Source organism: [Clostridium] citroniae WAL-17108, assembly GCF_000233455.1.
In the GTDB taxonomy this organism is placed as follows: Bacteria; Bacillota; Clostridia; order Lachnospirales; family Lachnospiraceae; genus Enterocloster; species Enterocloster citroniae.
Genome location: NZ_JH376430.1, coordinates 12154 through 38606, shown reverse-complemented (window position 1 = coordinate 38606; position 26453 = coordinate 12154). Strand labels below are relative to the sequence as shown.

25 protein-coding genes are annotated in these 26453 nt (G+C 49.5%); 19 read left to right on the top strand and 6 right to left on the bottom strand.

Annotated features, from left to right (window positions below; all coding sequences use genetic code 11):
* Positions 1-182 precede the first annotated feature (182 nt).
* Positions 183-1610, top strand: coding sequence for an extracellular solute-binding protein (locus HMPREF9469_RS25995; protein ID WP_007869262.1), 1428 nt, complete (start codon positions 183-185; stop codon positions 1608-1610).
* Entirely contained in the window at positions 1603-3543 is a 1941-nt protein-coding gene (locus tag HMPREF9469_RS25990) for a sensor domain-containing diguanylate cyclase (RefSeq protein WP_007869260.1), read from the top strand. The genes HMPREF9469_RS25995 and HMPREF9469_RS25990 overlap by 8 nt, the downstream gene beginning before the upstream one ends.
* A gap of 44 nt (positions 3544-3587) precedes the next feature.
* Here the strand turns inward: HMPREF9469_RS25990 and HMPREF9469_RS25985 are convergent, their stop codons facing one another.
* Complete coding sequence (locus HMPREF9469_RS25985) at positions 3588-4520, bottom strand: LysR family transcriptional regulator (protein WP_007869252.1); 933 nt, start codon at positions 4518-4520, stop codon at positions 3588-3590.
* A 197-nt stretch (positions 4521-4717) separates the two neighbouring features.
* Between HMPREF9469_RS25985 and HMPREF9469_RS25980 the strand changes: the two genes are divergently transcribed.
* From HMPREF9469_RS25980 to rpsI, 11 genes are all read left to right on the top strand, one after another.
* Positions 4718-6046 (top strand): enolase C-terminal domain-like protein, encoded by a 1329-nt coding sequence (locus HMPREF9469_RS25980; RefSeq protein ID WP_007869248.1) that lies wholly within the window; start codon positions 4718-4720, stop codon positions 6044-6046.
* Between the two features lie 28 nt (positions 6047-6074).
* A complete protein-coding gene (locus HMPREF9469_RS25975) occupies positions 6075-7082 on the top strand; it encodes a type 2 periplasmic-binding domain-containing protein (protein WP_007869245.1) in 1008 nt (335 codons plus the stop codon).
* A gap of 108 nt (positions 7083-7190) precedes the next feature.
* Positions 7191-7589 (top strand): tripartite tricarboxylate transporter TctB family protein, encoded by a 399-nt coding sequence (locus tag HMPREF9469_RS25970; protein WP_007869243.1) that lies wholly within the window; start codon positions 7191-7193, stop codon positions 7587-7589.
* A gap of 15 nt (positions 7590-7604) precedes the next feature.
* Positions 7605-9101 (top strand): tripartite tricarboxylate transporter permease, encoded by a 1497-nt coding sequence (locus HMPREF9469_RS25965; RefSeq protein WP_007869241.1) that lies wholly within the window; start codon positions 7605-7607, stop codon positions 9099-9101.
* 31 nt (positions 9102-9132) lie between these two features.
* A complete protein-coding gene (locus HMPREF9469_RS25960) occupies positions 9133-10476 on the top strand; it encodes an enolase C-terminal domain-like protein (RefSeq protein ID WP_007869239.1) in 1344 nt (447 codons plus the stop codon).
* 158 nt (positions 10477-10634) lie between these two features.
* Complete coding sequence (locus HMPREF9469_RS25955; RefSeq protein WP_007869236.1) at positions 10635-11495, top strand: energy-coupling factor transporter ATPase; 861 nt, start codon at positions 10635-10637, stop codon at positions 11493-11495.
* 47 nt (positions 11496-11542) lie between these two features.
* Positions 11543-12424, top strand: a complete 882-nt coding sequence (locus HMPREF9469_RS25950) for an energy-coupling factor transporter ATPase (protein ID WP_007869234.1) — start codon at positions 11543-11545, stop codon at positions 12422-12424.
* Complete coding sequence (locus HMPREF9469_RS25945; RefSeq protein WP_007869233.1) at positions 12417-13217, top strand: energy-coupling factor transporter transmembrane component T family protein; 801 nt, start codon at positions 12417-12419, stop codon at positions 13215-13217. Before HMPREF9469_RS25950 ends, HMPREF9469_RS25945 begins: the two co-directional genes overlap by 8 nt.
* 42 nt (positions 13218-13259) lie before the next feature.
* Positions 13260-14003, top strand: a complete 744-nt coding sequence (gene truA, locus HMPREF9469_RS25940) for a tRNA pseudouridine(38-40) synthase TruA (RefSeq protein ID WP_007869231.1) — start codon at positions 13260-13262, stop codon at positions 14001-14003.
* Between the two features lie 224 nt (positions 14004-14227).
* Positions 14228-14656, top strand: a complete 429-nt coding sequence (gene rplM / locus HMPREF9469_RS25935) for a 50S ribosomal protein L13 (RefSeq protein WP_007869229.1) — start codon at positions 14228-14230, stop codon at positions 14654-14656.
* A gap of 24 nt (positions 14657-14680) precedes the next feature.
* On the top strand, positions 14681-15073 hold the full coding sequence (gene rpsI, locus HMPREF9469_RS25930; protein WP_007869226.1) for a 30S ribosomal protein S9: 393 nt from the start codon (positions 14681-14683) through the stop codon (positions 15071-15073).
* A gap of 143 nt (positions 15074-15216) precedes the next feature.
* Here the strand turns inward: rpsI and HMPREF9469_RS25925 are convergent, their stop codons facing one another.
* Together HMPREF9469_RS25925 and ymfI are read right to left on the bottom strand one after the other, a co-directional pair.
* The gene (locus tag HMPREF9469_RS25925) at positions 15217-15672 is read right to left on the bottom strand and encodes a hypothetical protein (RefSeq protein WP_007869222.1); all 456 of its coding nucleotides are present in this window, start codon (positions 15670-15672) and stop codon (positions 15217-15219) included.
* Positions 15673-15803: 131 nt separating this feature from the next.
* On the bottom strand, positions 15804-16535 hold the full coding sequence (gene ymfI / locus HMPREF9469_RS25920) for an elongation factor P 5-aminopentanone reductase (RefSeq protein ID WP_007869219.1): 732 nt from the start codon (positions 16533-16535) through the stop codon (positions 15804-15806).
* 171 nt (positions 16536-16706) lie between these two features.
* On the opposite strand from ymfI, the gene trxB reads away from it, so the two are divergent.
* The 3 genes from trxB to HMPREF9469_RS32200 are packed head-to-tail and all read left to right on the top strand — an operon-like array spanning position 16707 to position 19314.
* Positions 16707-17624 (top strand): thioredoxin-disulfide reductase, encoded by a 918-nt coding sequence (gene trxB / locus HMPREF9469_RS25915; RefSeq protein WP_007869215.1) that lies wholly within the window; start codon positions 16707-16709, stop codon positions 17622-17624.
* A 28-nt stretch (positions 17625-17652) separates the two neighbouring features.
* Entirely contained in the window at positions 17653-19131 is a 1479-nt protein-coding gene (locus tag HMPREF9469_RS25910) for a C40 family peptidase (protein ID WP_416390401.1), read from the top strand.
* A 45-nt stretch (positions 19132-19176) separates the two neighbouring features.
* A complete protein-coding gene (locus tag HMPREF9469_RS32200) occupies positions 19177-19314 on the top strand; it encodes a hypothetical protein (protein WP_156199993.1) in 138 nt (45 codons plus the stop codon).
* A gap of 82 nt (positions 19315-19396) precedes the next feature.
* On the opposite strand, the gene hpf is transcribed toward HMPREF9469_RS32200, so the two are convergent.
* From hpf to HMPREF9469_RS25895, 3 genes are all read right to left on the bottom strand, one after another.
* Positions 19397-19927, bottom strand: coding sequence for a ribosome hibernation-promoting factor, HPF/YfiA family (gene hpf / locus HMPREF9469_RS25905; protein WP_007869210.1), 531 nt, complete (start codon positions 19925-19927; stop codon positions 19397-19399).
* A 578-nt stretch (positions 19928-20505) separates the two neighbouring features.
* Positions 20506-21006, bottom strand: a complete 501-nt coding sequence (locus HMPREF9469_RS25900) for a CarD family transcriptional regulator (RefSeq protein WP_040417408.1) — start codon at positions 21004-21006, stop codon at positions 20506-20508.
* A gap of 103 nt (positions 21007-21109) precedes the next feature.
* Complete coding sequence (locus tag HMPREF9469_RS25895) at positions 21110-21313, bottom strand: cold-shock protein (protein WP_007869208.1); 204 nt, start codon at positions 21311-21313, stop codon at positions 21110-21112.
* A gap of 628 nt (positions 21314-21941) precedes the next feature.
* Here HMPREF9469_RS25895 and secA point away from each other — a divergent pair.
* The 3 genes from secA to HMPREF9469_RS25880 all read left to right on the top strand — a co-directional run bounded on the left by secA (position 21942) and on the right by HMPREF9469_RS25880 (position 26392).
* A complete protein-coding gene (secA, locus tag HMPREF9469_RS25890) occupies positions 21942-24515 on the top strand; it encodes a preprotein translocase subunit SecA (protein WP_007869207.1) in 2574 nt (857 codons plus the stop codon).
* A gap of 61 nt (positions 24516-24576) precedes the next feature.
* Positions 24577-25714, top strand: a protein-coding gene (prfB, locus tag HMPREF9469_RS25885; protein ID WP_117452023.1) for a peptide chain release factor 2 whose coding sequence is annotated in 2 segments (ribosomal slippage) — positions 24577-24651 and positions 24653-25714 — 1137 coding nt in all. Because the reading frame shifts where the segments join, the coding sequence is not laid out codon by codon here.
* A 234-nt stretch (positions 25715-25948) separates the two neighbouring features.
* The gene (locus tag HMPREF9469_RS25880) at positions 25949-26392 is read left to right on the top strand and encodes an ACT domain-containing protein (RefSeq protein ID WP_007869203.1); all 444 of its coding nucleotides are present in this window, start codon (positions 25949-25951) and stop codon (positions 26390-26392) included.
* The last annotated feature ends 61 nt before the right edge of the window (positions 26393-26453 follow it).

Below are 26453 nucleotides of genomic sequence, written 5' to 3'. Positions count from 1 at the left end.
AACTCCGGACGGAAGGCTATCTGCAGATTCTTCCGCATATAATAGAATGGGAAGATCCCTTATAAAAACGTAATTTATCCATATCATATGCAAGAAAATCAAATAGACACTGTGTTTACAATCGTGTATACTTAAAAATAACGATGTATTACAGGCTGTATGTTTGGTATTGGAGAAGGACAATGAATCGAAGGAAATATAGGGTCCTGGCAATTATGCTGCTGGGGGTGCTGCTGGGGGGCGCAGGATGTGCGGGCAGGGAGAGCCTTGTGCTGGATCCTAAATCCCCCACGGTCATCACCATGTGGCATGCTTATAATGCAGTGGCAAAGGCCCAATTTGACGATCTGGTAATGGAGTTTAACGAGACCGTGGGTATGGAACAGGGGATCGTGTTGGATGCGGTGGGATACGGCTCCAGCGAGGAGCTGGAGGATGTCCTTTACGCGTCAGCTAATCATGTGATAGGGTCAGACCCCCTTCCGGATATATTTGCATCCTATCCGGATAATGCGTATCGATTGGATAAGATAGCCCCTCTGGTCAGTTTGGACCAATATTTTACAGAAGAGGAAAGGGAAAAATACAGGCCGGAATTTTTGGAGGAGGGTGTGTGGGACGCCTCCGGAGGATTTAAAATGATCCCGGTCTCAAAATCCACGGAACTTTTATATCTTAACAGAACGGACTGGGACCGGTTTGCTGAGGAAACCGGCGCCTCCATGGATCTGCTGCAGACCTGGGAAGGGCTGTCGGAGGCAGCTTCCATGTACTATGAATGGTCTGGTGGATGCGCGTTCCTGGGCATGAATTCATACAATGACTTTATGATGCTGTCCGCAGCACAGATGGGTGGTCAGGTGTATCAGATCAGGGACGGCAAGGTGGAATTTACCTATCCGGAGGAAATTGCAGCAAAAGCCTGGGATGCCTTCTATGTGCCCCACATCAAGGGATGGTATGAGAGCAGCGTATATAATCAGGATGGGATCAAGAGCGGCCGTCTGATGGCTTACATCGGTTCCTCTGCCGGGGCCGGTTTCTTTCCCCGGGAGGTGATAGAGAGTGAGAACCAGTCCCATGTCATCGAGTGCGAAAGCCTTCCATACCCCACCTTTCAGGACGGAACCTCCTATATGACCCAGAGAGGGGCAAACATGGCCGTGTTTGCATCTGATACGGCTCATGAATACGGCTCGGTCCAGTTCCTTAAGTGGTTTACGCAGCCGGAGCAGAATATCCGGTTTGCCGTATCCACCGGTTACCTTCCGGTGGAAATGGAGACGCTGGCATCTGTTAACGACCTTTTAGGCCGGGTGGATGAATCCAACAACGCGGCCGTGGTCAGGAGCAGCATACAGACTGCCCTGGATGCCATGAGCGCCCGGGAGTTCTATATCCGCAGGCCCTTTGAGGGTTCATACGATATGACCCAGACCTTTGCGTCTTCCCTGGAGGATAAGGTATCCCTTGATCTCCATGAGAAAAAGCGGAGGATGGAGGCCGGAGAGAGCCGGGAAGGTGTGGAGCGTGACCTTCTGGGAGAAGGGAACTTGAAAGAATGGTACGAAGCTCTCATAAAGGAGATGGCTGGTAGGACAGATGGGTAAAAAGAATATTAGCAGTTCAATCGCATTTAAGCTGGCAGTGGTGTTTATCTGTTTTGCTATATTCCAGAGCATTTTGCTGGCATCCCTTATGGTGCAGGGAGGTGTTCTGAAACAGGCTGAGGCCAATCAGTACCGCTTTTTCTCGGAAAAAGTCAATGGCCGCAGCAATAATCTGGAAAATCAAATGAAGAATATCTGGACGAATCTGGATTATGACATGGAACAGATCAGCCAGTTTTTTGAGACAGAGGCAGATGCCAAACAGGCTGACCAGATCCTGGAGGAGATGGCGCCCCTTGTCATGGATGCAATGCTGCGCACCAAAACAACGGGAGCATTTCTTGTGATCCCGGAGCAGGGGGAGGATGCGGATCATTCCCTGCCTGCCCTGTACTTCAGAAACAATAATCCGGACAGGAGCAGCAGGGAGAACTCCAACCTTTATATGCTGGTAGGACCATGGAATGTGGCGGAGAAAATGCAGATTGCAACCACGGCAAACTGGAGCTTCCGCCTGAATATGACAGATTCCAACCAGGCGTTTGTGACAAAACCATATGAGGCGGCCCGGGAGATAGGCAAGTCCAAGTGGCTGGGATACTGGAGCCCTCCCTTTAAGGTCAACCCTCAGGATGAGGAGGTCATTACATACTCCACTCCTCTGTTTGGAGCGGATGGAAACGTTAAGGCCATATTCGGCGTGGAAATATCCGTAAGCTACCTGTATCATTTCCTTCCAGCATCCGATCTGCAGACAGCCAACGCATATGGGTATGTTCTGGGGATCAGAGATGAGGAGGGACAGCTGCGGGCAGCCGTGACCCATGGCGCCATGCAGAAGAGAATGCTGGAGGAGGGGAAGCCCCTGGATCTTACCAGTGTGGACCAGGAAAATTCCGTTTACAGGCTTATGAACCACAAAAGCAATGAGGAGATATTTGCCTGTCTCAACCCCATGGGAATGTATTATTACAATACGCCCTTTGAGAATGAGGAATGGTATATCATCGGGCTGATAGAACGGCCGGTCCTTCTTCAGTTCCCGGAAAAGATAGGGAGGATCCTGAATTATTCCTTTCTTGTGTCCATTATCATTGGGTTTATCACAGCCATTATCACCAGCCAATGGTTTACAAGACATGCCAAGCTGATCGAGCTATCCGGGCTTCCGGTAGGTGTTTTTGAGATCGGCGGTCACTCAGGCCGGGTTTATATGACCAGTCAGATCCCCCGTCTGTTTAATCTTACCAGGGAACAGGAACGGAAGTTTTCCAGGGATAAGAATCAGTTTATCGCCTTTTTAAAGGAACTTAAGTCCCTGGAATCCGGGGAGGAGGGAGTCTATAAGATGGAGGCGGAGGGTGAGTACCGGTGGATTAAGATAACTCGGAAAAATTCAGAAAATCCTGTGCGCTGTGTGGTGGAGGATGTGACGGATGAGGTCCTTCAGACAAAGGCATTAAAAAAGGAGCGCGACAGGGACGGACTCACCGGGGTTAAGAACCGTATGGCCTTTGGAACGGTCATGGAACAGATCAAAGGGAGGCTGGATGAAACGTCAGTATGGGCGTTGGTGATGTGTGACCTGAATGACCTGAAAGGTGTAAACGATGCCTTCGGACATGATAAGGGGGATGAATATATCCGCGCAGCGGCGGATGCGATCCGGGATTCATTCCCACGGGGACAGGTGTTCCGTATAGGAGGGGATGAGTTTGCGGTCATCCTTTCAGGCGTCTCCCCTCAGGAAGTAGAAGAGGGTGTCCAGGTCCTGAGATGTACAATGGAGGAATACAGCAGCCGGTGCAGCTTTGACGCCTCTGTGGCAGCCGGTACGGCCTTTTATGACCCGGTCCTGGACTCGGACTTAGAGGGAACATTAAACCGGGCGGATGCGGGAATGTATGCAAATAAGAGGAAAATGAAAGCATAGGGAGTGGAATGAACTATGGGGTGGACTGGACGTATGGATTCCACTCAGACCACGCTCTGGTTGTTCTCTTTTGCCGTGGAATGATAATATTCAATCGCCAGTTCAATAAAGGTCTTACCCGCTTTGGTGAGGTAATGACCTTTTTTGTATGTGGCGCACAGCTCCCAGAAGGGGTGGGATGGGAGGTAGAAATAGGCCACATCCTGCTGCTCCTTGGCATAGTTCTGAGTGATCAGCGAGCAGGCCATGTTGTTTTTCACCATGTTGCACAGGGTCAGGTTGCTGGAGGTCTCAAACAAGATCCGGGGAACGAAGCCGGCCTCCTCAAAGAGTGGGTCTATGACTGTGCGCAGGGTGGAGTTCTTAAACATCAGCACAAACTGCATGTCCTTAAAGTCACGCAGGTCAGCAGTGGCAAAGGGCTGTCCCGGGGGATTGGCGTGTCTGGCCAGGGGGTGGGACCGGGGAACGGCCAAAAGGATATTCTCATAGTAGATATGGATATACTCATCATTTGTCTTGTCCTTCTCGCTGAGGGTGACAAAGCCCAGGTCCAGGTATCCCTTGGATATCATGGACTGCTGATTCTTTACGCCGATCTCCTGAGGCTCTATGGTGATGTGGGGAAACTGCTGATAGAACTGGGGATAGATGCTCATCAGCATGGTAATGCCTCGTTCCGGTGTGAGCCCCACGGACAGGCGTCCCACCTTGTTGTCGGCCATGTCATTAAGTATATCATAGGCTTCCTGCTTTAACTGAAGCATCTGGCGGGCGTAACTTACATAGACCTTACCGGCCTCTGTGAGGCGCAGGTCGTTCTTGCTGCGGTGGAACAGCTGGATGCCCAGCTCAGATTCCAATTTCAGAAGCTGCTGGTTCAGACCGGACTGGGATATGTAAAGGCGTTCGGCTGCCCGTGTAATGCTGTTCTCATCTGCAATTTTCACAATGTATTCTAATTGTTTCAGATCCATATTCCTTCTCCTGATTTGTGAATAAGTTTTACTTAGTCTTTCTATCGAAACAAGTAATTTGACTTAGTTATATATATTTTATACAATAAAGACATGAAAAACACAAGAGCAAAATTACAAAATGACGGTTAACATTTTGTTAAAAAGCGCAGTAAGTAAAAAATAACACATAATTCATAAGCTGGGAGGTAGTGAAAATGTCGCCAACAATTACAAAGATGGAAGTCTGGCCGGTTGCAGGCTGTGACTGCATGGAATTGAACCTGAGCGGAGCCCATGCGCCGTATTTTACCAGGAACGTGGTGGTTCTGTACGGGGACAATGGTGAGACAGGCGTGGGTGAGGTGCCGGGAGGACAGAAGATCACAAAGGCATTGGAAGAGTGCATTCCCCTTGTGGTGGGCACCAAGGTGGCGGAATATAAGAGTACGCTGCTAAAGGTAAAGAAGCACCTGGAGGAAAAGGGCGAGGAGGATGTGAGAGGGAACCAGACCTTTGACCTGCGCACCGGTGTGCATGTGGTGACAGCCATTGAGGCGCCCTGCCTGGATCTGCTGGGAAAGCATCTTGGGGTGCCTGTGTGTGAGCTTTTGGGAGAAGGACAGCAGAGAGACAAGGTTCGTATGCTGGGTTACCTGTTCTTTGTGGGAGACAGGAACAAGACGGATCTTCCCTATCTTTCAGAGCCTGATTCCGATTGTGAGTGGTACAGGATCCGCCATGAGGAAGCTCTGACAGCCGAGTCCATTGTGGCTTTTGCAAAGGCTACAAAAGAGAAATACGGGTTTGAGGATTTTAAATTAAAGGGCGGCGTGCTTCCAGGAAACGAGGAGATGGATGTCATCCGGGCCCTGAAAAAGGAATTCCCCCATGCCAGGATCGATCTGGATCCCAACGGCGGATGGCTGTTGGAACAGGCGGTTAAATACGTGGAAGGAATGCAGGGCATCCTAACATACTGTGAGGATCCGTGCGGTGCAGAGGGAGTGTACTCCGGGCGTGAGATCATGAGCGAGTTCCGCCGCCGTACAGGATTCCCCACAGCCACTAACATGATTGCCACGGACTGGAGGGAAGTAGGACACTCCCTGGAATCCCAGGCAGTGGATATCATCCTGGCAGACCCTCATTTCTGGACCATGGCCGGCTCCGTAAGGGTGGGACAGATGTGTCATGACTTTGGCTACACATGGGGTTCCCATTCCAACAACCATTTTGACATCTCACTGGCCATGTTTACCCAGGTGGGCGCAGCTGTCCCGGGAGAGTACAATGCGCTGGATACGCACTGGATCTGGCAGGAGGGCCTGGAGCGCCTGACCAAGGAGCCGCTTCAGATCGTGGACGGATGCGTGGCTGTCCCGAAAAAGCCGGGCCTTGGAGTTGAGGTGGATATGGACCAGATCAAGAAGGCAAACCAGCTTTACCTGGAAAACTGCCTTGGGGCCAGAAATGATGCAATGGGTATGCAGTACCTGATACCCGGCTGGAAATTTGATCCCAAACGTCCTTGTCTGGTAAGATAAATAAACATATAAAAAAGGAGAATGAGTAATGAAGAGAAGAGTATTGTGTATGTTATTGGTGTTGGCAATGGCAGTGACCTGCCTGGCAGGCTGCAACAGAAAGAAATCCGTCCGCGTGGTGATCGGTTCCTCCTCCACCAGCGGTGACAGCTACCTTATAGCTGATACAGTGACCCGTTACCTGGCAGAAGAGATGGGTTGGGATGCAAAAGTTGATCCCGTTGGCGCGGCAGAGATGTTTGAGATCCTCCGTACCGATAAGGGCAAGGGCGACACCATCGCGATCTTCCACGACATGATGTACCTGGGTGTTGTGTTTGGCACATACGGAGAAGAATACGCACTTGAAAATATCACCGTTGGCCCAAGAGTGGCCCAGAACCCGGGATGCTGTTTTGCAGCCAAGGCCGATGCGCCTTACAGTACAATGGTGGAAGCAGCTGAATACCTGAAGGCAAATCCGGATGCTGAGATCCGCGTGGCCTGTGAGAACGGCTCCGTATCCACCCTGTGCTATCTTGCGTACTACAACTGGGTACTTGACAACTACGGCCAGGAAGTAGCTGACCAGCTCCGCGTGATCGCAGCAGGTGTTACCTCTGAGAAGCGTCAGATGTTATGGGACGGCAATGTAGACATTATTTTTGATGATTATTACGGAATCCAGCAGTATGTGGGTGTTGACGACAAGCAGCTGGCCATGAAATGCGTGGGCCTTCTGGATGAGATTGAGGGCGCTGAAAATGCTCCTACTTATGCCGAGCAGGGAATCACCTTTAATAATGAACCATTTTCACTGTCCAAAGATTTCCTTGTATACTATCCTCAGAATATTGATGCCGAATTTGCAAAGGCAGTGGATGCAGCAGCAGCCAAGGTTTGTGAAAATGCCAATTTCCAGTCCGATATGGCCAAGTTAAATTACAGAGGCGCATATCTGGATTCCGCGGCAGCAAAAGAATTTATCTACAATAAGAGAACAGACATGACCCAGCTGATTGAGGCATGCCCGGACTTTGATTACCTGACACAGTGATCATAGTCTGACACAGTGATCATAGTCTGACACAGTGACAACCGGCTAAAACGCACATAAGCGCCCGGAACACGGGCGCTGAGTGCTCCTTAAGAGGAGGGAAAGCTTGTGAAGCTTAAGATTATAAATTCAACATCACACTGGGTCATGCCCAGGATCGTGATGGTAATTCTGGTGATTCTCTTAATCATCATAGCAGTCCAAAGGATGATCAGCTGCAAGAAAACAGGAACACCATTTATTAACCTTAAGAACTACCGTTTCTTTATGCCAGGATGGGATAAGGTAAAGCTGCTGGGGAGTATCCTCACCTTTATTGTTTATATTTACCTGATGGAGTTTTTAACATTCCTTCCGGCCAGCATCATCAGTATCTTTCTGTTAAATGTTCTCTTTGACAATGAGAGAACAAAAAAGAGCATGATAACATCCGGTGTCATATCAGTTGGATTTTCCATATTTATCTGGCTGGTATTCGGGGTCCTGTTCCGCATCACTTTACCATAAAAGGAGGTTTCGATCATGTTTGGAATTATGAATATTATAATGTCGTTCCTCGGAGTGGTGATCGGTATTGTATTTGGAGCACTTCCCGGTATGACAGCAACCATGGCAATAGCGGTTTTTCTGCCGCTGACGTATTCACTGGACCTGGGCCAGGCGCTCTGCCTGCTGCTGGGTCTTTATGTAGGCGGCATCAGCGGCGGCCTTGTACCGGCTATCCTGATCAATATCCCGGGCACGCCTTCCTCCATTACAACGGGTTTTGACGGTCACCCCATGGCTGCCAGAGGAGAAGGTGAGAGGGCGCTGAAGATCGGTATCACTGTATCGCTGATCGGCGGTCTGATCTCCCTGCTGGCCCTGTTCTTCTTTACACCCCCGCTGGCAAAACTGGCCATCAAGTTTTCCGCTGTTGAAAAATTCCTGATCATTGTATTTGCAATGACGGTTATTGCAGCCCTTTCCAAGGGTTCCATGACAAAGGGAGTTTTTGCAGGTTTCCTGGGCGTGCTGGTTACCTTGATCGGCCGCTTCTTTGACAACCAGCAGCTGCGCATGGTGCCCTCCTTCCTGACTGTGGAACTGGGAAGCGGGTTTCAGCTGCTCCCTGTCCTCATCGGACTGTTTGCCCTTTCACAGATCCTGCTGGAAGCGGAAACGGGAATGAAACGGAATCCAAAGATGGAAGGCGGCATCAAGGGCGGAGGAAAGGGGTTCTCCTTCTCAGACTTAAAGGGACAGGGCATTAATACGATCCGTTCCTCCGCCATTGGTACGTTTATGGGAATCCTTCCCGGAGTGGGCGGTTCCGCGGCATCCCTTCTGTCCTACAGCCAGGCCAAAAACTTCTCCAAACATCCGGATGAATTCGGAAAGGGCTGTGTGGATGGTCTGGTTGCCTCCGAAGCGGCAAACAATGCACTGACCGGCGGTGCCCTGATCCCTCTTTTGTCCCTGGGAATTCCGGGAGACAGCACCACGGCAGTTCTGGTAGGCGCCTTCCTTTTACAGGGAATCCAGGTGGGACCTTTGTTCATTACCCAGAACCCGGATCTTTGGAGGGATATCCTTCTTGGCCTGGTGGTGTGCAACATCATCATGTTTGTAGTAATGTTTTATCCCATTAAGTATATTGCAAAGATCATCAACATCCCGAAAAACCGCCTTTATCCGGTTGTGATCCTGATGTGCGTGGTGGGCTCCTATGCTATCCGCAACGGAAATATGTTTGATGTGTGGACTCTGCTGATTTTTGGAATTGTTGGTTTTGTGTTCAGCAAAACCGGAATCCCCTCCGCTCCCTTCCTCATTGGCTTTATTTTGGGAGATGACTTTGAGAAATATTTTATCGATGTGTTAAAGTCTTCAGAGGGAAGCTTTGCAGCATTTTTTAACAGGCCCATCGGCAATGTGATCTGGGTCCTGATCCTGATCTCACTTGCCTATGCATATTTTGATAATAAGAGAAGCAAGAAATTAGAAGCACAGAAGATAGAATTGCAGAATAAGGCCTGATGGGATAGGCCTTCCGGATGGAGGTAACCTAATGTTAAGCAAAACACCTGTAATAACGGATATGAAGGTCATTCCCTGTGCGGGATACGACAGCATGCTCCTGTCCTTAAGCGGGGCCCATTCCCCTCTCTTTACCAGGAATATCGTGGTCATAACGGATAACTCCGGCAATACGGGAGTGGGAGAGGTGCACGGCGGGGATGATATCACAAAGATACTTGAAAGCTACGTCCCCCTGGTGGTGGGCAGGACGATCGGAGAGTACAAGAGCATTGTCAGCTGCATCAGAAATAACGGATATGTGCCCGGGGGCAATGACGGGCAGGGGCTTCAAAAGCTGGACCTGAGCAACCTGAAGTTTGTGGTACATGCGGAGACAGCGGTGGAATGCGCCCTGCTGGATCTGATGGGGAAATTCCTGGGCCTGCCTGTCTGCGAACTGCTGGGAGATGGACAGCAGAGGGATAAGGTGGTGATCCTGGGGTATCTGTTCTATTGCCAGGATCATACAAAGACGGATATGAAGTACCTGGATGAAAGTGATTCTGATGACAAATGGTTCAGCCTCAGGCGCAGGACAGCCATGACCACGGACCGCATTGTTGAGAATGCATACGCCATGAAAGAAAAATATGGGTTCAAGGACTTTAAGCTAAAAGGCGGCGTATTAAACGGCTGGGAGGAAATGGAAACCGTCCGGGCCCTGAAAAAGAACTTCCCGGACGCCAGGATCAACATAGATCCCAACGGCTCCTGGACTCTGGAGCAGGCCATCCGGTACTGTCAGGGGATGAACGGCATTCTTACCTATATAGAGGATCCCTGCGGTGAGGAGAGAGGATTTTCCGGCCGTGAGATTATGAGGGAATTTAAAAATGCCACAGGCCTTCAGGTAGCCACCAACATGATCGCCACTGATTGGCGCCAGTTCTACCATGCAGCCAGCCAGACCGCTGTGGATATCGTGCTGGCGGACCCGCATTTCTGGACCATGAGCGGATCTGTGCGAATGGGACAGGTGCTAAATGACTGGGGATTGACCTGGGGGTCCCATTCCAATAACCATTTTGATATTTCCCTGGCTATCTTTGCCCACAGCGCGGCGGCCGCTCCGGGGAATATCACGGCACTGGATACACATTATGTGTACCAGGACGGCCAGTACCTGACAAAGAATCCCATGGAGATCAGGAACGGTGTCATTGAGATCCGCAAAGAACCGGGACTGGGCATTGAGGTGGACATGGATGCTGTCATGAAAGCCAATGAACTCTACCGTACCCTTCCTTACGGGGACAGAAATGACGGGGTGGCTATGCAGTACCTGATCCCCGGGTGGAAGTTTGACCATAAGAAACCGTGTATGGTGAGATAGGGATCGCAGTCATCCCAGAAAAAGGAGGTCCGGCAGGACCGGGACAGGTAAGTCCGGTTCTGCCGGACCTCTTATTTTATGCGCCATACTTGACTTCTATAGTAATTTCATCTACAATTGAAAAACGTAAACAATAGAAGGAAGCAAAGGAAGATCATATGGGAATCGTAAGGGCAGCAAAACTGGTCTATGAATATATCAGGCGTGACGAGGAAGAGAATATAGAAGAAGTAAACCGTGCCATAGACGGTTTGGACGTGGATATACAAAAGGGTGATTTTGTGGCTGTCCTGGGTCATAACGGTTCCGGTAAATCTACCTTTGCCAAGCATATAAACGGACTGCTGATGCCCACAGAGGGAACGGTGTGGGTCAGTGACATGGACACCAGGGACGAGGAACACCTGTGGGATGTGAGAAAGACCGCGGGAATGGTGTTCCAGAATCCGGATAATCAGATCATCGGAAACATTGTGGAGGAGGACGTGGGCTTTGGCCCTGAGAACATAGGCGTGCCTACTGAGGAGATATGGAAGCGGGTGGAGGAGAGCCTTAAGGCGGTGGGGATGACGGCATTCCGCCTTCAGTCCCCTAACAAGCTGTCAGGAGGCCAGAAGCAGAGGGTTGCCATTGCCGGTGTGATGGCCATGAAGCCGCAGTGCATCATACTGGACGAGCCCACGGCCATGCTGGATCCCAATGGCCGCAGGGAGGTCATTAAGACCGTCCATGAGCTGAACCGGGCAGAGGGGATCACCGTCCTTCTGATCACCCACTATATGGAGGAAGCCACGGAGGCTGACCGCATCATTGTGATGGATGAGGGCAGGATCGTGATGGACGGAAGACCTAAAGAGATTTTTTCCAGGGTCAGGGAGTTAAAGGAACACGGCCTGGATGTACCCCAGGTGACAGAGCTGGCGTATGAGTTAAAGGAGGCGGGGATGCCTCTGTCCGATGGCATCCTTACCAGGGAACAGCTGGTAAAGGAACTGGCGCCCCTGATCAGGCAGGCATAGGAGGCCTTTGAACACTGGGCGTTGGAGTGACGGTAAGGAGAAAACAGATGTCTATTAAAGCAGTTGATCTGAATTTTGTATATGGCGGAGGAACGGCCTTTGAGCAGCACGCCCTGTTTGACGTGAACCTGGAGATACAGGACGGAGAGTTCATAGGGCTTATAGGACACACCGGGTCGGGAAAGTCCACGCTGATCCAGCATATGAACGGACTGATCAAGGCCAGTAACGGGGAACTCTACTACAATGGGGAGAACATCTACGACAACGGCTATGATATGAAGAAACTGCGCAGCAAGGTGGGGCTGGTATTCCAGTATCCGGAGCACCAGCTGTTTGAGGTGGATGTGCTCACCGATGTGTGCTTTGGCCCGAAGAATCAGGGACTTGGCAAGGAGGAGGCGGAAGCCAGAGCCAAGCAGGCGCTGGAGCTGGTGGGGCTGGATCCTTCCTATTATAAGCAGTCCCCCTTTGAACTTTCCGGGGGGCAGAAACGCCGGGTGGCCATTGCCGGGGTGCTGGCCATGGAGCCGGAGGTACTGATCCTGGATGAACCCACCGCAGGGCTGGATCCAAGAGGAAGGGATGAGATCCTGGATCAGATCGAACATCTCCACAAGGAACGGCACATGACCATTATCCTGGTTTCACACAGTATGGAGGATGTGGCCAGGTATGCGGACCGTCTGATCGTGATGAACCATGGACAGAAGGTATTTGACGGCACGCCCAAGGAAGTATTCCACCACTACAAAGAGCTGGAAGCGATCGGCCTGGCAGCGCCCCAGATCACCTATCTGGTCCATGACCTGAGGGCACAGGGCATTGATATTGATGGGGATATCACCACAGTGGAAGAGGCAAGGGAAGCGATACTTGGACAGTGGAACCGAAATTTGACAGAAAGCAGCAGGGATAAGAATGTTTAGAGAAATTACATTGGGACAATATTACCCGGTTGATTCCGTGGTCCATGGCCTGGATCCCAGGACAAAACTGTTCGGGACCATGGTCTTTATTGCGTCCCTGTTCATTGCGGATAACATTTGGGGGTATGTCATTGCCACATTGGTGCTGTCAGCCGCCATCAAGATCACAAAGGTCCCGTTCCGTTTTATTGTCAGGGGACTGAAGGCCATCATGATCCTTCTGATCATCAGTGTGAGCTTTAACCTGTTTCTCACAGGCGGACAAGTAATTGTGAAATTCTGGATATTTAAGATCACGGTGGAAGGTGTCCGCCTGGCGTTCTTTATGGGGCTCAGACTGGTATACCTGGTGATCGGTTCTTCCATCATGACGCTGACCACCACGCCTAACCAGCTGACGGACGGCCTGGAAAAAGGACTGGGATTTTTAAGACGGTTCAGGGTGCCTGTCCATGAGGTATCCATGATGATGTCGATTGCCCTCAGGTTTATCCCGATCCTTGTGGAGGAGACGGACAAGATCATGAAGGCGCAGATGGCCAGGGGAGCTGACTTTGATACGGGAAACCTGATCCAGAAGGCCAAGGCCATGGTGCCGCTGCTGGTGCCTCTGTTCATATCCGCCTTCCGCCGGGCCACGGACCTGGCCATGGCCATGGAGGCCCGCTGTTACAGGGGCGGGGAGGGACGCACCAAGATGAAGCCGCTGCAGTACAAGCGGGAGGATCATGACGCATATATGATATTCGCCCTGTACCTGGTGGTGATGATCGCATCCAGGGTGTATCTGTAGAACGGGGCTCCGAGAGTACAGGAATCTGGATAGGAGGAAAAGATGAAGCGAGTACGGCTTGTGGTAGCCTATGACGGCACCCATTACCATGGGTGGCAGATACAGCCGGGCAGGGTTACCATTGAATCTGAATTAAATGAAAAACTTACCATGCTTCTGGGAGAGCCGATCCAGGTCATCGGAGCCAGCCGCACTGACTCAGGCGTACATGCCCGGGGCAATGTGGCTGTATTTGACACAGAACACCGCATGCCGGCGGATAAGATCTGCCTGGCCTTAAACCAGCGGCTGCCCGAGGATATACGGGTCCAGTCATCGGAGGAGGTAGCGGCGGACTGGCATCCCAGGAAACACAGATGCATTAAAACATATGAATATAAGATCATGAACCGAAGGATTGAGATGCCTACCCAGCGTTTCTATTCGCATTTTTGCTATTTTCACCTGGATCTGGATCAGATGTGCCGGGCAGCGGACATACTCACAGGGGAGCATGACTTTAAAAGCTTCTGCAGCGTGCATACCCAGGTGACGGACACGGTCCGCACAATATACAGCCTGGATATCAGACGGGATGAGGAGGACATGATCACCATCCGGGTCACGGGAAATGGGTTCCTCTACAACATGGTCCGGATCATTGCCGGCACGCTGATAGCGGTTGGCATGGGACAGATCCATCCTGGGGAGATGGAGCAGATTCTGGAGGCCAGGGAACGGCGCCGGGCAGGTCCCACGGCGCCGGCCAGGGGGCTGACCCTGATCGAAATGAAATATGTGGACTAAATCACGTTTTTATGATGTTTTTGTGGCATTTTTTCCCGATTAAGTGGTTGACATACGGCGGAGGATATTATATAATATAAAACTGTGACATTAGCAGAGAATGTTCATCCAAAGCCCCGGAATGAACATTTGTAGATAAATACTTCCCATATTTATCATGCATAAAGCGGGCATCCGTTGGATGTCGATGTATAACAGGATTGAGATTAACAGGAGGTTAACCAATGAAGAGTTTTATGGCTAGTCCAGCGACAATTGAAAGAAAATGGTACGTAGTTGATGCTACAGGATATACATTAGGACGCTTATCTTCCGAGATAGCAAAGGTTTTAAGAGGAAAGAATAAGCCGATTTTCACACCTCACATGGATTGCGGCGATTATGTGATCGTTGTTAATGCAGATAAGGTGAAAGTAACCGGTAAGAAGTTAGACCAGAAGATCTACTACAATCACTCTGATTACGTAGGCGGCATGAGAGAGACCACTCTGCGTGAGATGATGGCTAAGAAGCCTGAGAAGGTTATGGAGTTAGCTGTTAAGGGTATGCTTCCAAAGGGACCTCTGGGAAGAAGCATGATTGACAAGCTTCACGTATATGCAGGCCCAGACCATGAGCAGGCAGCACAGAAACCAGAAGTTTTAACATTTTAATGAGGATTGGAGGAAGAAAGTATCATGGCTAACGCAAAATTTTATGGAACAGGCAGAAGAAAGAAATCCATTGCCAGAGTATATTTAGTACCGGGTACAGGTAAGGTTACGATCAACAAGAGAGATATCGATGAGTATCTTGGTCTTGAGACTTTAAAAGTTATTGTACGTCAGCCTTTAGTTGCAACTGAGACTACTGACAAATTCGATGTACAGGTTAACGTTCGCGGCGGCGGCACAACAGGACAGGCTGGTGCAATCCGTCACGGCATCTCCAGAGCGCTTCTTCAGGCAGACGCTGATTACAGACCCGTTCTGAAGAAAGCCGGTTTCTTAACAAGAGACCCAAGAATGAAGGAAAGAAAGAAGTACGGCTTAAAGGCAGCACGCCGTGCGCCACAGTTCTCCAAGAGATAATAAGAGGTTATATCATAGACTTATCAGAACCCTTGAAAACATTATGTTTTCGAGGGTTTTTTGCTATATCGGATATGACAAAAATACCTCCGGGCGTAAGATAAGCCGTGGAGGTATTTTTTGTGTGTGATGTGGCAGTTTGGTTAACGTGCCCCAAACTTGGTACCGCGTTTGATGGTACCGTTGCTGTTCCATTCCGTGTATACGTATGGACCGCCGTCTGTGGTTCCGTTTTCAGTGAATTCATGGGACTCGCCGTTATAGCTGTGGGTGCCGGTCACCAGTTTCAGGCTGTTGTTGTCAAAATAATAGACATTTCCATTGATCTTCATAATCCCGCCCTGAAGTTCGCCGGTGTCGGCCGCATAATACCAGGTACCGTCCTTCTGGATCCAGCCGGTTCTCATGATCTGGTCGGAGCCAAAGAAGAACCAGTGGTTCTTGTAATTAACCCAGTTGTTGGTACAGTAATCTCCGGAACCCCACTGATATTTCATACCCTGTGATGTGCTTACGAAACCTGCGGCAAATGATGTCATAGCGCTTCCCGCTGCCAAAGCAAGTGTCAGTGCAGCAGTGGCCAAATATTTCTTTTTCATATAAAATTCCCTCCTTGCAGAATCTACTGATTATCTTTGTTTTCGATAGTTGGATTCTACACCCTGGAGTAACTCCAAGGTCAATACAGTTAATGTATTTGTAAGGAAAATGGAATTTTAATGTAACTTTGTCAGATCCATCCACCGTCCAGGCCAATCACCTGTCCGGTCAGGTAGGATTCCTTGTATCCCAGATGGTAAACCAGGTCCGCTACCTCCTCGGCCTTGCCCAGACGGCCGGAGGGAATCTCCTCCACCAGGGCGATCAGGTCGTCCTCCTCCATCCACTGGTTCATCTCCGTGTCAATGGCGCCGCAGGCAACTGCGTTCACCTGGATGTTGCTGGGGGCCAGCTCCTTGGCCAGGGCTTTGGTCAGGGCATTGATCCCGCCCTTCGTAGCGGAATAGGCGGTTTCGCAGGATGCTCCCACCACACCCCATACGGAGGAAATGTTGATGATCTTTCCCTGCTTTTGCTGAAGCATATAGGGGATGGACAGCTTACAGCAGTTAAACACCGAGGTCAGATTGGTGCAGAGCATCTTTTCCCAGTCCTCACAGGTCATGTCCTGCAAAAGCCCTATATAGGAAATACCGGCATTATTCACCAGCACATCAACACCGCCAAACTGGGTTTTGATTTTCCCGTACAGCTCCTCGCAGCATTTCATGTCGCCCATGTCCCCCTTATATGCAAGGCAGGGCACCTGGAAGGACTCGATCTCCTTCTGGGTCTGGAGAAGACGGTCCTCTCTGTGGACGCAGCTGATGGCTACGTTATAGCCCTTTTTGGCAAACTTGACTGCAATGGCCTTGCCGATGCCCCTGGAGGCCCCGGTGACCAGTACTGTTTTACGTGGCATAAGACACACATCCTTTCTGTCATACACTGTATCTACATTTTATCACATCCCATGGATAATTGTAAGAAATTGAATTGTAATATGTGAAATATATGTGTTATAATAATTACAAATTGGTCAAAATAGTAAATAACTTGTTAATATGATAATAGATAAGGAAAAGGTAAGGATATGGCACAGGTATATGATTTGATTATTATTGGTTCAGGCCCCGCAGGGCTTGCGGCTTCTGTCTATGCCCAGAGGGCAAGGCTGAATACACTGGTGATCGAGAAGGCGATGGTCAGCGGAGGACAGGTTCTGACAACCTATGAGGTGGATAATTATCCCGGACTTCCGGGCATTGGCGGATATGATCTGGGGCTTAAGTTCCGGGAGCATGCAGACCAGCTGGGAGCGGAGTTCGCGGAGGATGATGTGGTAAGGATCGAGGACCAGGGGAATATCAAGCGGGTGGTATGCGAGCATGAGACCTATGAGGCCAGGGCTCTGATCCTTGCAACAGGAGCGGTTCACAGAAAGCTGGGCATTCCCGGTGAGGAGGAGCTGGCAGGCGCAGGCGTCTCTTACTGTGCAACCTGTGACGGCGCATTTTTCCGCAATAAGGTAACTGCTGTGGTCGGCGGCGGAGACGTGGCTGTGGAGGATGCCATTTTCCTGGCCCGTATGTGCAGCAAGGTCTATGTCATCCACAGAAGGAACGAACTGAGGGCGGCTAAAAGTCTCCAGGAAAGTCTTTTATCCCTTGAGAATGTGGAGATGGTATGGGACAGTGTGGCTGACAGCATCAACGGAGACGGCATGGTAAAGAGCTTGTCCGTAACCAATGTAAAGACAGGTGAAAAGCGCGATCTGGATGTTCAGGGCGTGTTCATTGCAGTGGGGATCTCACCGGAGAGCAAGGCGTTTGAAGGGCTTGTGGAGATGGACCACGGATATATAAAGGCAGGCGAGGACGGGGTGACATCTGCACCGGGCATCTTCGCCGCAGGCGATGTGAGGACAAAACCCCTGCGTCAGATCATCACAGCGGCAGCAGACGGCGCCAATGCTGTAACAAGCGTGGAGCGGTATCTGATAGAAAACTAGGGGGGATACGGTTCAGATGAAGAATTGGATGAAAATACTGGCTGTGAGCAGTGCGTGCAGCTGTGTCTTTGCAATTCCTGCTATGGCATCCACCAATCTGGAGACAGGTTCCTCACTGGCAGGCATATCCGTGGCCCTGAACAACTTCTATGCAGGTAATACGGAGCCGGAGAAACAGCTGGCATCCATCTATTCCGATATAGAGACTAGGGCCGGAAAGAATCAGGGCGGCGGAGGAAACAGTAAGAGTACATCAGCCGGGGACAGCCAGGACTCCTCCGGAGCGGACGCTTCAGTAGGCCAGGCTGCCCAGGCGGCGCAGGCACCCGAAGAAACAAAGGCATCAAAATCATCAGCCTATGACAATGTGGCGGTTTCCAAGGTCAACGGTTCTGTAAATATCCGGACCGAAGCCAATACCGCCAGCGGTGTTACAGGCAAGATCTTTAATGATTCCGCTGCCACCATCCTGGATACCGTGGATGGGGAAGGCGGTAAATGGTATAAGATACAGTCCGGCTCAGTGACCGGCTACATAAAGGCAGAATATTTTGTGACCGGGCAGCAGGCGGAGGCCAAGGCCAAGGAGGTGGGAACCACCTACGGTACCATCGTGGGCACGCCCAGCCTGCGCCTAAGGGATACGCCCAACCTGGAAGGCAAGACCCTGACCCTTCTCTCAGAGGGGGCCCACTATGTGGTCACCGGGGAGGAGGGGGATTTCCTGAAGGTTTCCGTGGATTCGGATCTGGAGGGATATGTGTTTAAGGAATACATGAAGACCAGTGTGGAGTTTAACAAAGCCGTGTCCGTGGAGGAGGAGAAGGCGAAAGCAGCGGAGGAAGCCAAGCGCAAGGAAGATGCGGAAAAAGCTATCAAGGCGCTGGAGGAGGCTAAGAAGAAGGAAGCTGAAAAGAAGACCACGGAAGCCACCACCAAAGCCCAGAAGACCACGGAAGCTCCTACCACTGCCGCACCTAAGAAAGAGGAGACAAAGGGAACGGATCCGGTAGTCCAGACCATAGCGGCTAATCCGGAGAACGGCAATGACAGCACTGTGGCCGCGCCTACCACCCAGAAAGCCACAGAGAGCACCCAGTCCAAGGGACCGGGTTCACCGGGGACCTCGTCCTCCGAAGTGGTATCTGCGACCAGGAATGCGGTGGTGGCCTATGCAAAGCAGTTCCTGGGCAATCCTTATGTGTACGGTGGGACAAGCCTTACAAGCGGTGCTGACTGTTCCGGATTTACCCAGAGCATCTTCTCTCATTTCGGCATCAGCACAGGAAGAAGCTCCAGGGACCAGGCGGCCAGGGGAAAGACGATCTCCGTCAGCGAGGCAAAGCCGGGAGACCTGCTGTTCTATGCCAGCGGCGATTATATCAATCATGTGGCGCTTTATATCGGAGGCGGACAGGTCATTCATGCCAGCAATCCTACCACCGGTATCTGTATCTCGCCTGCGAATTACAGGACGCCGTGTAAGGCTGTTACGTTCCTGGATTGATGGTTATTGAGTAAAGCCTAGGGGTGAAGGAAGGCTGCAGCAGATATGGGAATGATGAACCATGTCGGCTGCGGCTTTTTTGCAATTATAATGGGATCAAAAAATAAATGGGACAGCCATCCATTGGCAAGGTATACAAGGGACGCCATGTCTGCCATGAAGGGGGCAGGGTATGGCCTGTAGGGCTAAAGCGAGATAGAGATAAGGGATATATATTAAAAGCCGGCAGCTGCATCACACAGCTGCCGGCTTGTCTATTCTATGATCAGAATTCCGGTTCGATCAATCCGTAGGTTCCGTTCTTGCGCTTGTAAACCACGTTCACCTGGTCGGTGTCTGCGTTTAAGAAGACGTAGAAGTTATGTCCCAGCATCTCCATCTGCAGGCAGGCTTCTTCGGGAATAGTTGGCTTGATGGCGAATTTCTTGGTTTTAACGATCTGTATCTCGTCATCCTGAATCTCATCCTCTTCCTCGATAAATGCCTGGGAGAAGGAAACTGCCGCCTGTTTCTTGTCAATCAGTTTCTTTCTATATCTCCGGATCTGACGTTCGATCACTTCTTCCACCAGATCAATGGATACATACATATCTGTACTTGATTCCTCAGCCCGGATGGTATTGCCCTTGACCGGGATGGTCACTTCAATCTTTTGCCTGTCTTTCTGCGCGCTCAGCGCAACGATTACTTCGGTGTCCGGAGTGAAGAAATGTTCCAGCTTGCCTATCTTCTTTTCAACGGCAGCCTTCAAACCTGGAGTTACCTCAATATTTCGTCCTGTTATGGTATAACGCATAATCACCAACTCCTTTACTTGAGATAGTGACATTATAACATATTTAGTATAAAATTACAATCAGATCCTATAAATTGCCTAACAATTTATCTTAATTTTTTATAAAAATAATCTTCAAACCATGTGGATAAGTATTGAATTACTAATAGAAACCATTCAAAAATGTCAAGAGTAAACCATGTATTTTCTCCCGAAATACGCAAGTTTATTAGAAGTGTACAAAAATAAAATTTATGTTAAGGCCAGGTAAAGTTTGAAAGCAAAAACTTATAAACCTGTGGATAATGTGGATAAGTCGGTGTATAACTAAATTTTGCCTTAAAATGGACAAACTGGGATGTGGATAACTTTGGGGGTAATGTGCATAAACTTCTGGGGATAATGTGGACAGGTAAAAAATCGAACACATTTTTTGTGCAATGTGCTTGGTTGACCATAAGTATGGACAGAATACTAAGCTGAAGCGGCTTTGTTTAAAGAAAAAGGACAACCGCCTCCTATTAGGAGACGAGTTGTCCTGAAGCGATAAGATATCCATGCCTGATATCGTATGCCAGCCGATTGGGATATCTTAATACTTAACAAATGCAGCCGGTTAGATCGTGTATATAGCCAGGTACCGTATCCGGACATATATCCAATGCGGCGGCTAACTCACCAAAGAGTAATCTTCGGGCATTGTTAACACCATCTTTTTCACGGATATTTAAAACCCTCCCTTTACTTTTTCGGGATTGTTCCATCTGCGTTATTTCCTTGATCATTGCAGCTAATTCTGTACAACTTCCGGATTGGAATATCTGTTTGTAAATTTGAGGGCGCTCTTTGTCATTCTTATATCCCCTGCACTTGACATAGGGCCAGGATAATATGAAGTTTTGCGCCTCGCCTTTTGTCATAATATCACGCATCATTACTTTGTTCGTGTCTACAGGAATGCTGATTGTCCTGTTAGACTCAAACTTTGGAATTAAACGGTAATATAATTTGTCATTATCTGAGAAGTCGGTCTTTGATATAGCATCCACCCGGCAGACGCCTACGGTTCCATAAAATATAAAATCTCCTTTTTTAAACAGGTTACCACCTTTCTGAACAGATTCTGCTCAATCATTTAACGGGGATTGTTTAATGGTGCGTATTTTTCTATACAGGACCGTCAGGCCTTTTTCTTAACTAATACTATGCTGCGCAGACATTAACGGCCTGCAGACCGCGATTGCCGTTGGTAATGTCAAAGGTTACGGATGCACCGTCCTCTAATGACTTAAAACCATCGGAAGCGATTCCTGAAAAATGAACAAATATGTCCTCGCCATTTTCTGCATTAGTGATAAAACCAAATCCTTTTTGTGAGTTAAACCATTTAACTGTACCTTTATTCATGAAAGATACCTCCTGATATTTTATTATACCTTTTGATAAAATAAAAAAATCACATATTTTTGTAAACCATCATAGGAATAATGACTTACAAAAACATGTGAAATCAGAATCTTATAAAAAATATAAATTCAGTATACCCTTGTTTTGAGTCATTGTCAAGATAAATAATAAATTGTTTGTGAATGAATTAAATAGGGGATCAAAGGGAAGGAGTATGTAAAAAGAGGATGGGATGGGACCGCACCCGCGTAGATTCATGTTATTTTATATCATGTTATACGGTCCCGGGAGGCACAGAAAAGTGACACGGAAACTGGAAAACCTTGTAATACCGTTGATTTTATGTCCAAAATGTTAATTTTTCATTAACCCGTTGAATAAATTCCTTCCAAGTGCTACAATAAGTAAGATTGTATCATAGGCGGAGTATTTGCAGTATTTTATCTGGAAAGCCCCATAGCGGGCATTGTGGAAAGATAAGGAATAAACTGGAATCAGAGGGCAGATAATATAAGTACTGCGATGCAGTACCGGGCATGGACACAGCTGTGCCTGCAAATGCTGCACATACAGGCGCTGGTTGAAAATTAGTTTCTATTATATAAGGAAGAAGTTAGGAGAGTATACCATGAACGTAATTGAAAAGGTGTTCGGGACTCACAGTGAAAGAGAACTGAAGATGATAAGGCCAATCGTGGCAAAGATTGAAAGCATGCGTACTGACATGATGGCCAAGTCAGATGAGGAACTGCGCGACCAGACCAGGATCTTTAAAGAAAGGCTGGCTGAGGGAGCCACACTGGATGACATTTTGCCGGAGGCATTTGCCACTGTTCGGGAAGCGGCAAGAAGAACCCTGAATATGGAGCATTTCCCTGTACAGCTGATTGGTGGTATTGTTCTTCACCAGGGCCGTATTGCCGAGATGCGTACAGGTGAAGGCAAGACGCTGGTTTCCACCTGTCCTGCCTATCTGAATGCGTTAAAGGGCAAGGGCGTGCAGATCGTTACGGTCAATGACTACCTGGCAAAGCGTGATGCCGAGTGGATGGGCCAGGTACACCGTTTCCTGGGACTGAGCGTAGGCGTAGTGCTTAACGACATGAACAGCGAGGACCGCAGGGCGGCATATGCCTGCGATGTTACCTATGTTACCAATAATGAACTGGGATTTGACTATCTGCGTGACAACATGTCCATTTACAAGGAGCAGCTGGTTTTAAGGGATCTGGACTACTGTATCATTGATGAGGTTGACTCCGTATTGATTGATGAGGCCAGGACTCCTCTGATCATTTCCGGTCAGAGCGGCAAGTCCACCAAGCTGTATGAGGTCTGCGATGTGCTGGCCCGCCAGCTGGAGCGCGGCACTGTTTCCAAGGAGTTTTCCAAGATTGATGCCATTATGGGCGAGGAGATCGAGGAGACAGGCGACTTTGTTGTGGATGAGAAGGATAAGGTTGTGAACCTGACCGAGCAGGGCGTAAAGAAAGTGGAGGAATATTTCCACATCGAGAACCTGGCTGATCCCGAGAACCTGGAGATCCAGCATAATATCATTCTGGCACTGCGCGCCAACAACCTGATGTTCCGTGATAAGGACTATGTTGTAAAGGATGATGAAGTTCTTATTGTAGATGAGTTTACAGGCCGTATCATGCCGGGCCGCCGCTATTCAGACGGTCTTCACCAGGCCATCGAAGCCAAGGAGCATGTGAATGTGCGCCGTGAGAGCCGTACACTGGCTACTGTTACGTTCCAGAACTTCTTTAATAAATACACCAAGAAGTCAGGTATGACTGGTACTGCCCAGACCGAGGAGAAGGAGTTCCGTAACATCTATGCCATGGATGTTATCGTCATCCCCACCAACCGTCCTATGGTCCGTAAGGATATGGAGGATGCGGTATACAAGACCAAAAAGGAAAAATATAAAGCAGTGGTTGAGGAAGTTGCAAAGGCGTATGAAAAGGGCCAGCCGGTGCTGGTTGGTACCATTGCAATTGAGACTTCCGAGCTGCTTAGCAAGATGCTGAACAAGCGCGGCATCCAGCATAAGGTGCTGAACGCCAAGTTCCATGAACTGGAGGCTGAGATCGTAGCAGATGCCGGTATCCACGGATCCGTGACCATTGCCACCAATATGGCGGGCCGTGGTACGGATATTAAGCTGGATGAGGAAGCCAAGGAACTGGGCGGCCTTAAGATCATCGGTACGGAGCGCCATGAGTCCCGCCGTATTGACAACCAGCTGCGCGGCCGTTCCGGACGTCAGGGAGATCCCGGTGAATCCAGATTCTATCTGTCGCTGGAAGATGACCTTTTAAGACTCTTTGGATCAGACAGGCTGATGGCCATGTTTGAGGCCATGGGTGTACCGGAAGGCGAGCAGATCGAGCACAAGATGCTTTCCAATGCAATTGAGAAAGCACAGATGAAGATAGAGAGCAACAACTTTGGTATCCGCGAGCAGCTGCTTAAGTTCGATGAAGTGAATAATGAGCAGCGTGAGGTTATCTATGCTGAGCGCCGCAAGGTACTGGACGGCGACAACATGCGCGACCTGATCCTTAAGATGATCACGGACACGGTGGAGAATGCGGTTGATATGTCTATTTCCGATGATCAGTCACCGGACAAATGGGACCTGAAAGAACTGAATAACCTTCTTCTTCCGGTGATTCCGCTGAAGCCGGTCATTTTAAATGATGATCAGAAGAAATCCATGAAGAAGAATGAGTTAAAGCATAACCTGAAGGAAGAAGCCATTAAGCTTTACGAAACAAAAGAGGCTGAATTCCCGGAGCCGGAGCAGATCCGTGAGATCGAGCGCGTGGTCCTGTTAAAGGTGATCGACAACAAGTGGATGGCCCACCTGGATGATATGGACGCGCTGCGTGAGGGCATTGGCCTTCAGGCTTACGGCCAGAGAGATCCGGTGGTGGAGTACAAGATGCAGGGCTATGAGATGTACGAGTCCATGATGGCATCCATCCAGGAGGATACGGTGCGTATCCTGTTCCACATCAGGGTGGAGCAGAAGGTAGAGCGTGAGCAGGCTGCCAAGGTAACGGGCACCAACAAGGATACTTCCCTGGCAAGCGCTCCAAAGAAGCGGGCCGAGCAGAAGATCTACCCCAATGATCCGTGCCCATGCGGTTCCGGCAAGAAATATAAGCAGTGTCACGGAAGGATCAAATAAAGACCGAAATGAAGGAATACAGATTCAGATATCAAATAATAATATGAAAGTGGGTGAAGCTGTGGTAGAGTTAGATAATTTTAAATATACGTTATCAACGTATGACAAACCATTAGTGGAAGTGAGGGATTCACTTTGACCTGGATAATAAGGTCAGACGAATCGATGAATTAGATAAATCCATGGAAGAGCCCGGATTTTGGGATAATCCTGAGAAATCCACCAGAATGGTGCGGGAAGCCAAGAATCTGAAGGACGAAGTGGAGACATTCAGGGAACTGGAGCAGGAGTATGACGATATCCAGGTCATGATACAGATGGGATATGAGGAAAATGACGCGTCCCTGATCCCTGAAATTGAGGAAATGCTCAGTCATTTTGCAGAGACCCTGGAGAAGATGCGCATGAAGCTGCTTCTCTCCGGCGAATACGATGCCAACAACGCCATCCTGCGCCTGAACGCGGGGGCGGGCGGCACGGAGTCCTGCGACTGGTGCAGCATGCTGTACCGGATGTACTGCCGGTGGGCAGAGAAAAAAGGCTTTAAGACAGAGGTGCTTGACTTCCTGGACGGAGACGAGGCCGGCATTAAATCCGTTACCGTACAGATCAACGGAGAGAATGCCTATGGTTATCTGCGCTCTGAACACGGAGTGCACCGCCTGGTGCGTATTTCACCCTTTAACGCGGCGGGCAAGCGCCAGACATCCTTTGTGTCCTGCGATATCATGCCGGACATTGAGGAGGATATTGATATAGAGATTAATCCGGATGATATCCGTATTGATACCTACCGCTCCAGCGGCGCAGGCGGACAGCACATCAACAAGACTTCTTCTGCGATCCGTATCACCCATTTTCCCACGGGAACTGTGGTGACCTGCCAGAATGAGCGTTCCCAGTTCCAGAACAAGGATAAGGCCATGCAGATGCTGAAATCCAAGCTGTTTATGCTTAAACAGGAGGAACAGGCGGCCAAGGCAGCCGGGATCCGCGGTGATGTGAAGGAGAATGGCTGGGGAAGCCAGATCCGCTCCTATGTGCTCCAGCCGTATACCATGGTCAAGGATCACCGGACCGGGGAGGAGAGCGGCAATGTAGATGCTGTGCTGGACGGAGGGCTGGATCCCTTTATCAGCGCATACCTGCGTTGGATGAGCCTGGGGTGCCCGAATAAGAATGATGTGCCGGAAGACTGATATCATGTGCAGGAATAGGGCGGCGGTCCCATGTTGAAGAAGAATCATAATAAGCAGCCATGTCAGAGCGGTGTACGCCCTGTCTGGCTGCTTTTTAACATTTCCTCCTTCTTGTGCGGGAGAAAATACAGGAAAGTAGTTGCATTTAAAAGAAAAGTATGCTAATATCTTCCTCATGAGTACAGATGTATTCCTAATACGGACATAAATGCTGACCTATGAAAGGATTGGAGAATGGAAGATAAAAGCAAATACTTTGTGGTAAAGCAGAAGGCAGTGCCGGAGGTCCTCTTAAAAGTAGTGGAGGCGAAAAAGCTCCTGGAAACAGAGCGCGCCATTACAGTGCAGGAGGCAACGGATAAGGTGGGAATCAGCCGCAGTTCCTTTTATAAATATAAGGACGATATTTTCCCCTTTTATGATAATACCAAAGGCAAGACCATTACACTGGTGGTGCAGATGGATGACGAGCAGGGGCTGCTCAGTGACCTTCTTCATGTGGTAGCGGTGTACAGGGCTAATATCCTGACCATTCACCAGAGTATTCCGGTTAACGGTGTGGCGACCCTTACTCTCAGTGTGGAGGTTAGGGACAACACAGGCAATGTGTCCAGCATGATCGATGAGCTGGAGGTCCTGGATGGAATCCACTATGTAAAGATACTTGCAAGAGAATAGAGATGCCTTAAGGGCAAAGATGAAGTTTGAGACGCGTCCGGGCAGGGACCTGGAAAATAAA

Coding starts and splice junctions, on each gene's coding strand:
- HMPREF9469_RS25985 (WP_007869252.1), bottom strand. CDS start 4,520: ATGGATCTGAAACAATTAGAATACATTGTGAAAATTGCAGATGAGAAC.
- HMPREF9469_RS25995 (WP_007869262.1), top strand. CDS start 183: ATGAATCGAAGGAAATATAGGGTCCTGGCAATTATGCTGCTGGGGGTG.
- HMPREF9469_RS25960 (WP_007869239.1), top strand. CDS start 9,133: ATGTTAAGCAAAACACCTGTAATAACGGATATGAAGGTCATTCCCTGT.
- truA (WP_007869231.1), top strand. CDS start 13,260: ATGAAGCGAGTACGGCTTGTGGTAGCCTATGACGGCACCCATTACCAT.
- hpf (WP_007869210.1), bottom strand. CDS start 19,927: ATGCGTTATACCATAACAGGACGAAATATTGAGGTAACTCCAGGTTTG.
- trxB (WP_007869215.1), top strand. CDS start 16,707: ATGGCACAGGTATATGATTTGATTATTATTGGTTCAGGCCCCGCAGGG.
- HMPREF9469_RS25945 (WP_007869233.1), top strand. CDS start 12,417: ATGTTTAGAGAAATTACATTGGGACAATATTACCCGGTTGATTCCGTG.
- HMPREF9469_RS25950 (WP_007869234.1), top strand. CDS start 11,543: ATGTCTATTAAAGCAGTTGATCTGAATTTTGTATATGGCGGAGGAACG.
- HMPREF9469_RS25925 (WP_007869222.1), bottom strand. CDS start 15,672: ATGAAAAAGAAATATTTGGCCACTGCTGCACTGACACTTGCTTTGGCA.
- HMPREF9469_RS25975 (WP_007869245.1), top strand. CDS start 6,075: ATGAAGAGAAGAGTATTGTGTATGTTATTGGTGTTGGCAATGGCAGTG.
- ymfI (WP_007869219.1), bottom strand. CDS start 16,535: ATGCCACGTAAAACAGTACTGGTCACCGGGGCCTCCAGGGGCATCGGC.
- rpsI (WP_007869226.1), top strand. CDS start 14,681: ATGGCTAACGCAAAATTTTATGGAACAGGCAGAAGAAAGAAATCCATT.
- HMPREF9469_RS25880 (WP_007869203.1), top strand. CDS start 25,949: ATGGAAGATAAAAGCAAATACTTTGTGGTAAAGCAGAAGGCAGTGCCG.
- rplM (WP_007869229.1), top strand. CDS start 14,228: ATGAAGAGTTTTATGGCTAGTCCAGCGACAATTGAAAGAAAATGGTAC.
- secA (WP_007869207.1), top strand. CDS start 21,942: ATGAACGTAATTGAAAAGGTGTTCGGGACTCACAGTGAAAGAGAACTG.
- HMPREF9469_RS25980 (WP_007869248.1), top strand. CDS start 4,718: ATGTCGCCAACAATTACAAAGATGGAAGTCTGGCCGGTTGCAGGCTGT.
- HMPREF9469_RS25965 (WP_007869241.1), top strand. CDS start 7,605: ATGTTTGGAATTATGAATATTATAATGTCGTTCCTCGGAGTGGTGATC.
- HMPREF9469_RS25910 (WP_416390401.1), top strand. CDS start 17,653: ATGAAAATACTGGCTGTGAGCAGTGCGTGCAGCTGTGTCTTTGCAATT.
- HMPREF9469_RS25895 (WP_007869208.1), bottom strand. CDS start 21,313: ATGAATAAAGGTACAGTTAAATGGTTTAACTCACAAAAAGGATTTGGT.
- HMPREF9469_RS32200 (WP_156199993.1), top strand. CDS start 19,177: ATGGGAATGATGAACCATGTCGGCTGCGGCTTTTTTGCAATTATAATG.
- HMPREF9469_RS25955 (WP_007869236.1), top strand. CDS start 10,635: ATGGGAATCGTAAGGGCAGCAAAACTGGTCTATGAATATATCAGGCGT.
- HMPREF9469_RS25990 (WP_007869260.1), top strand. CDS start 1,603: ATGGGTAAAAAGAATATTAGCAGTTCAATCGCATTTAAGCTGGCAGTG.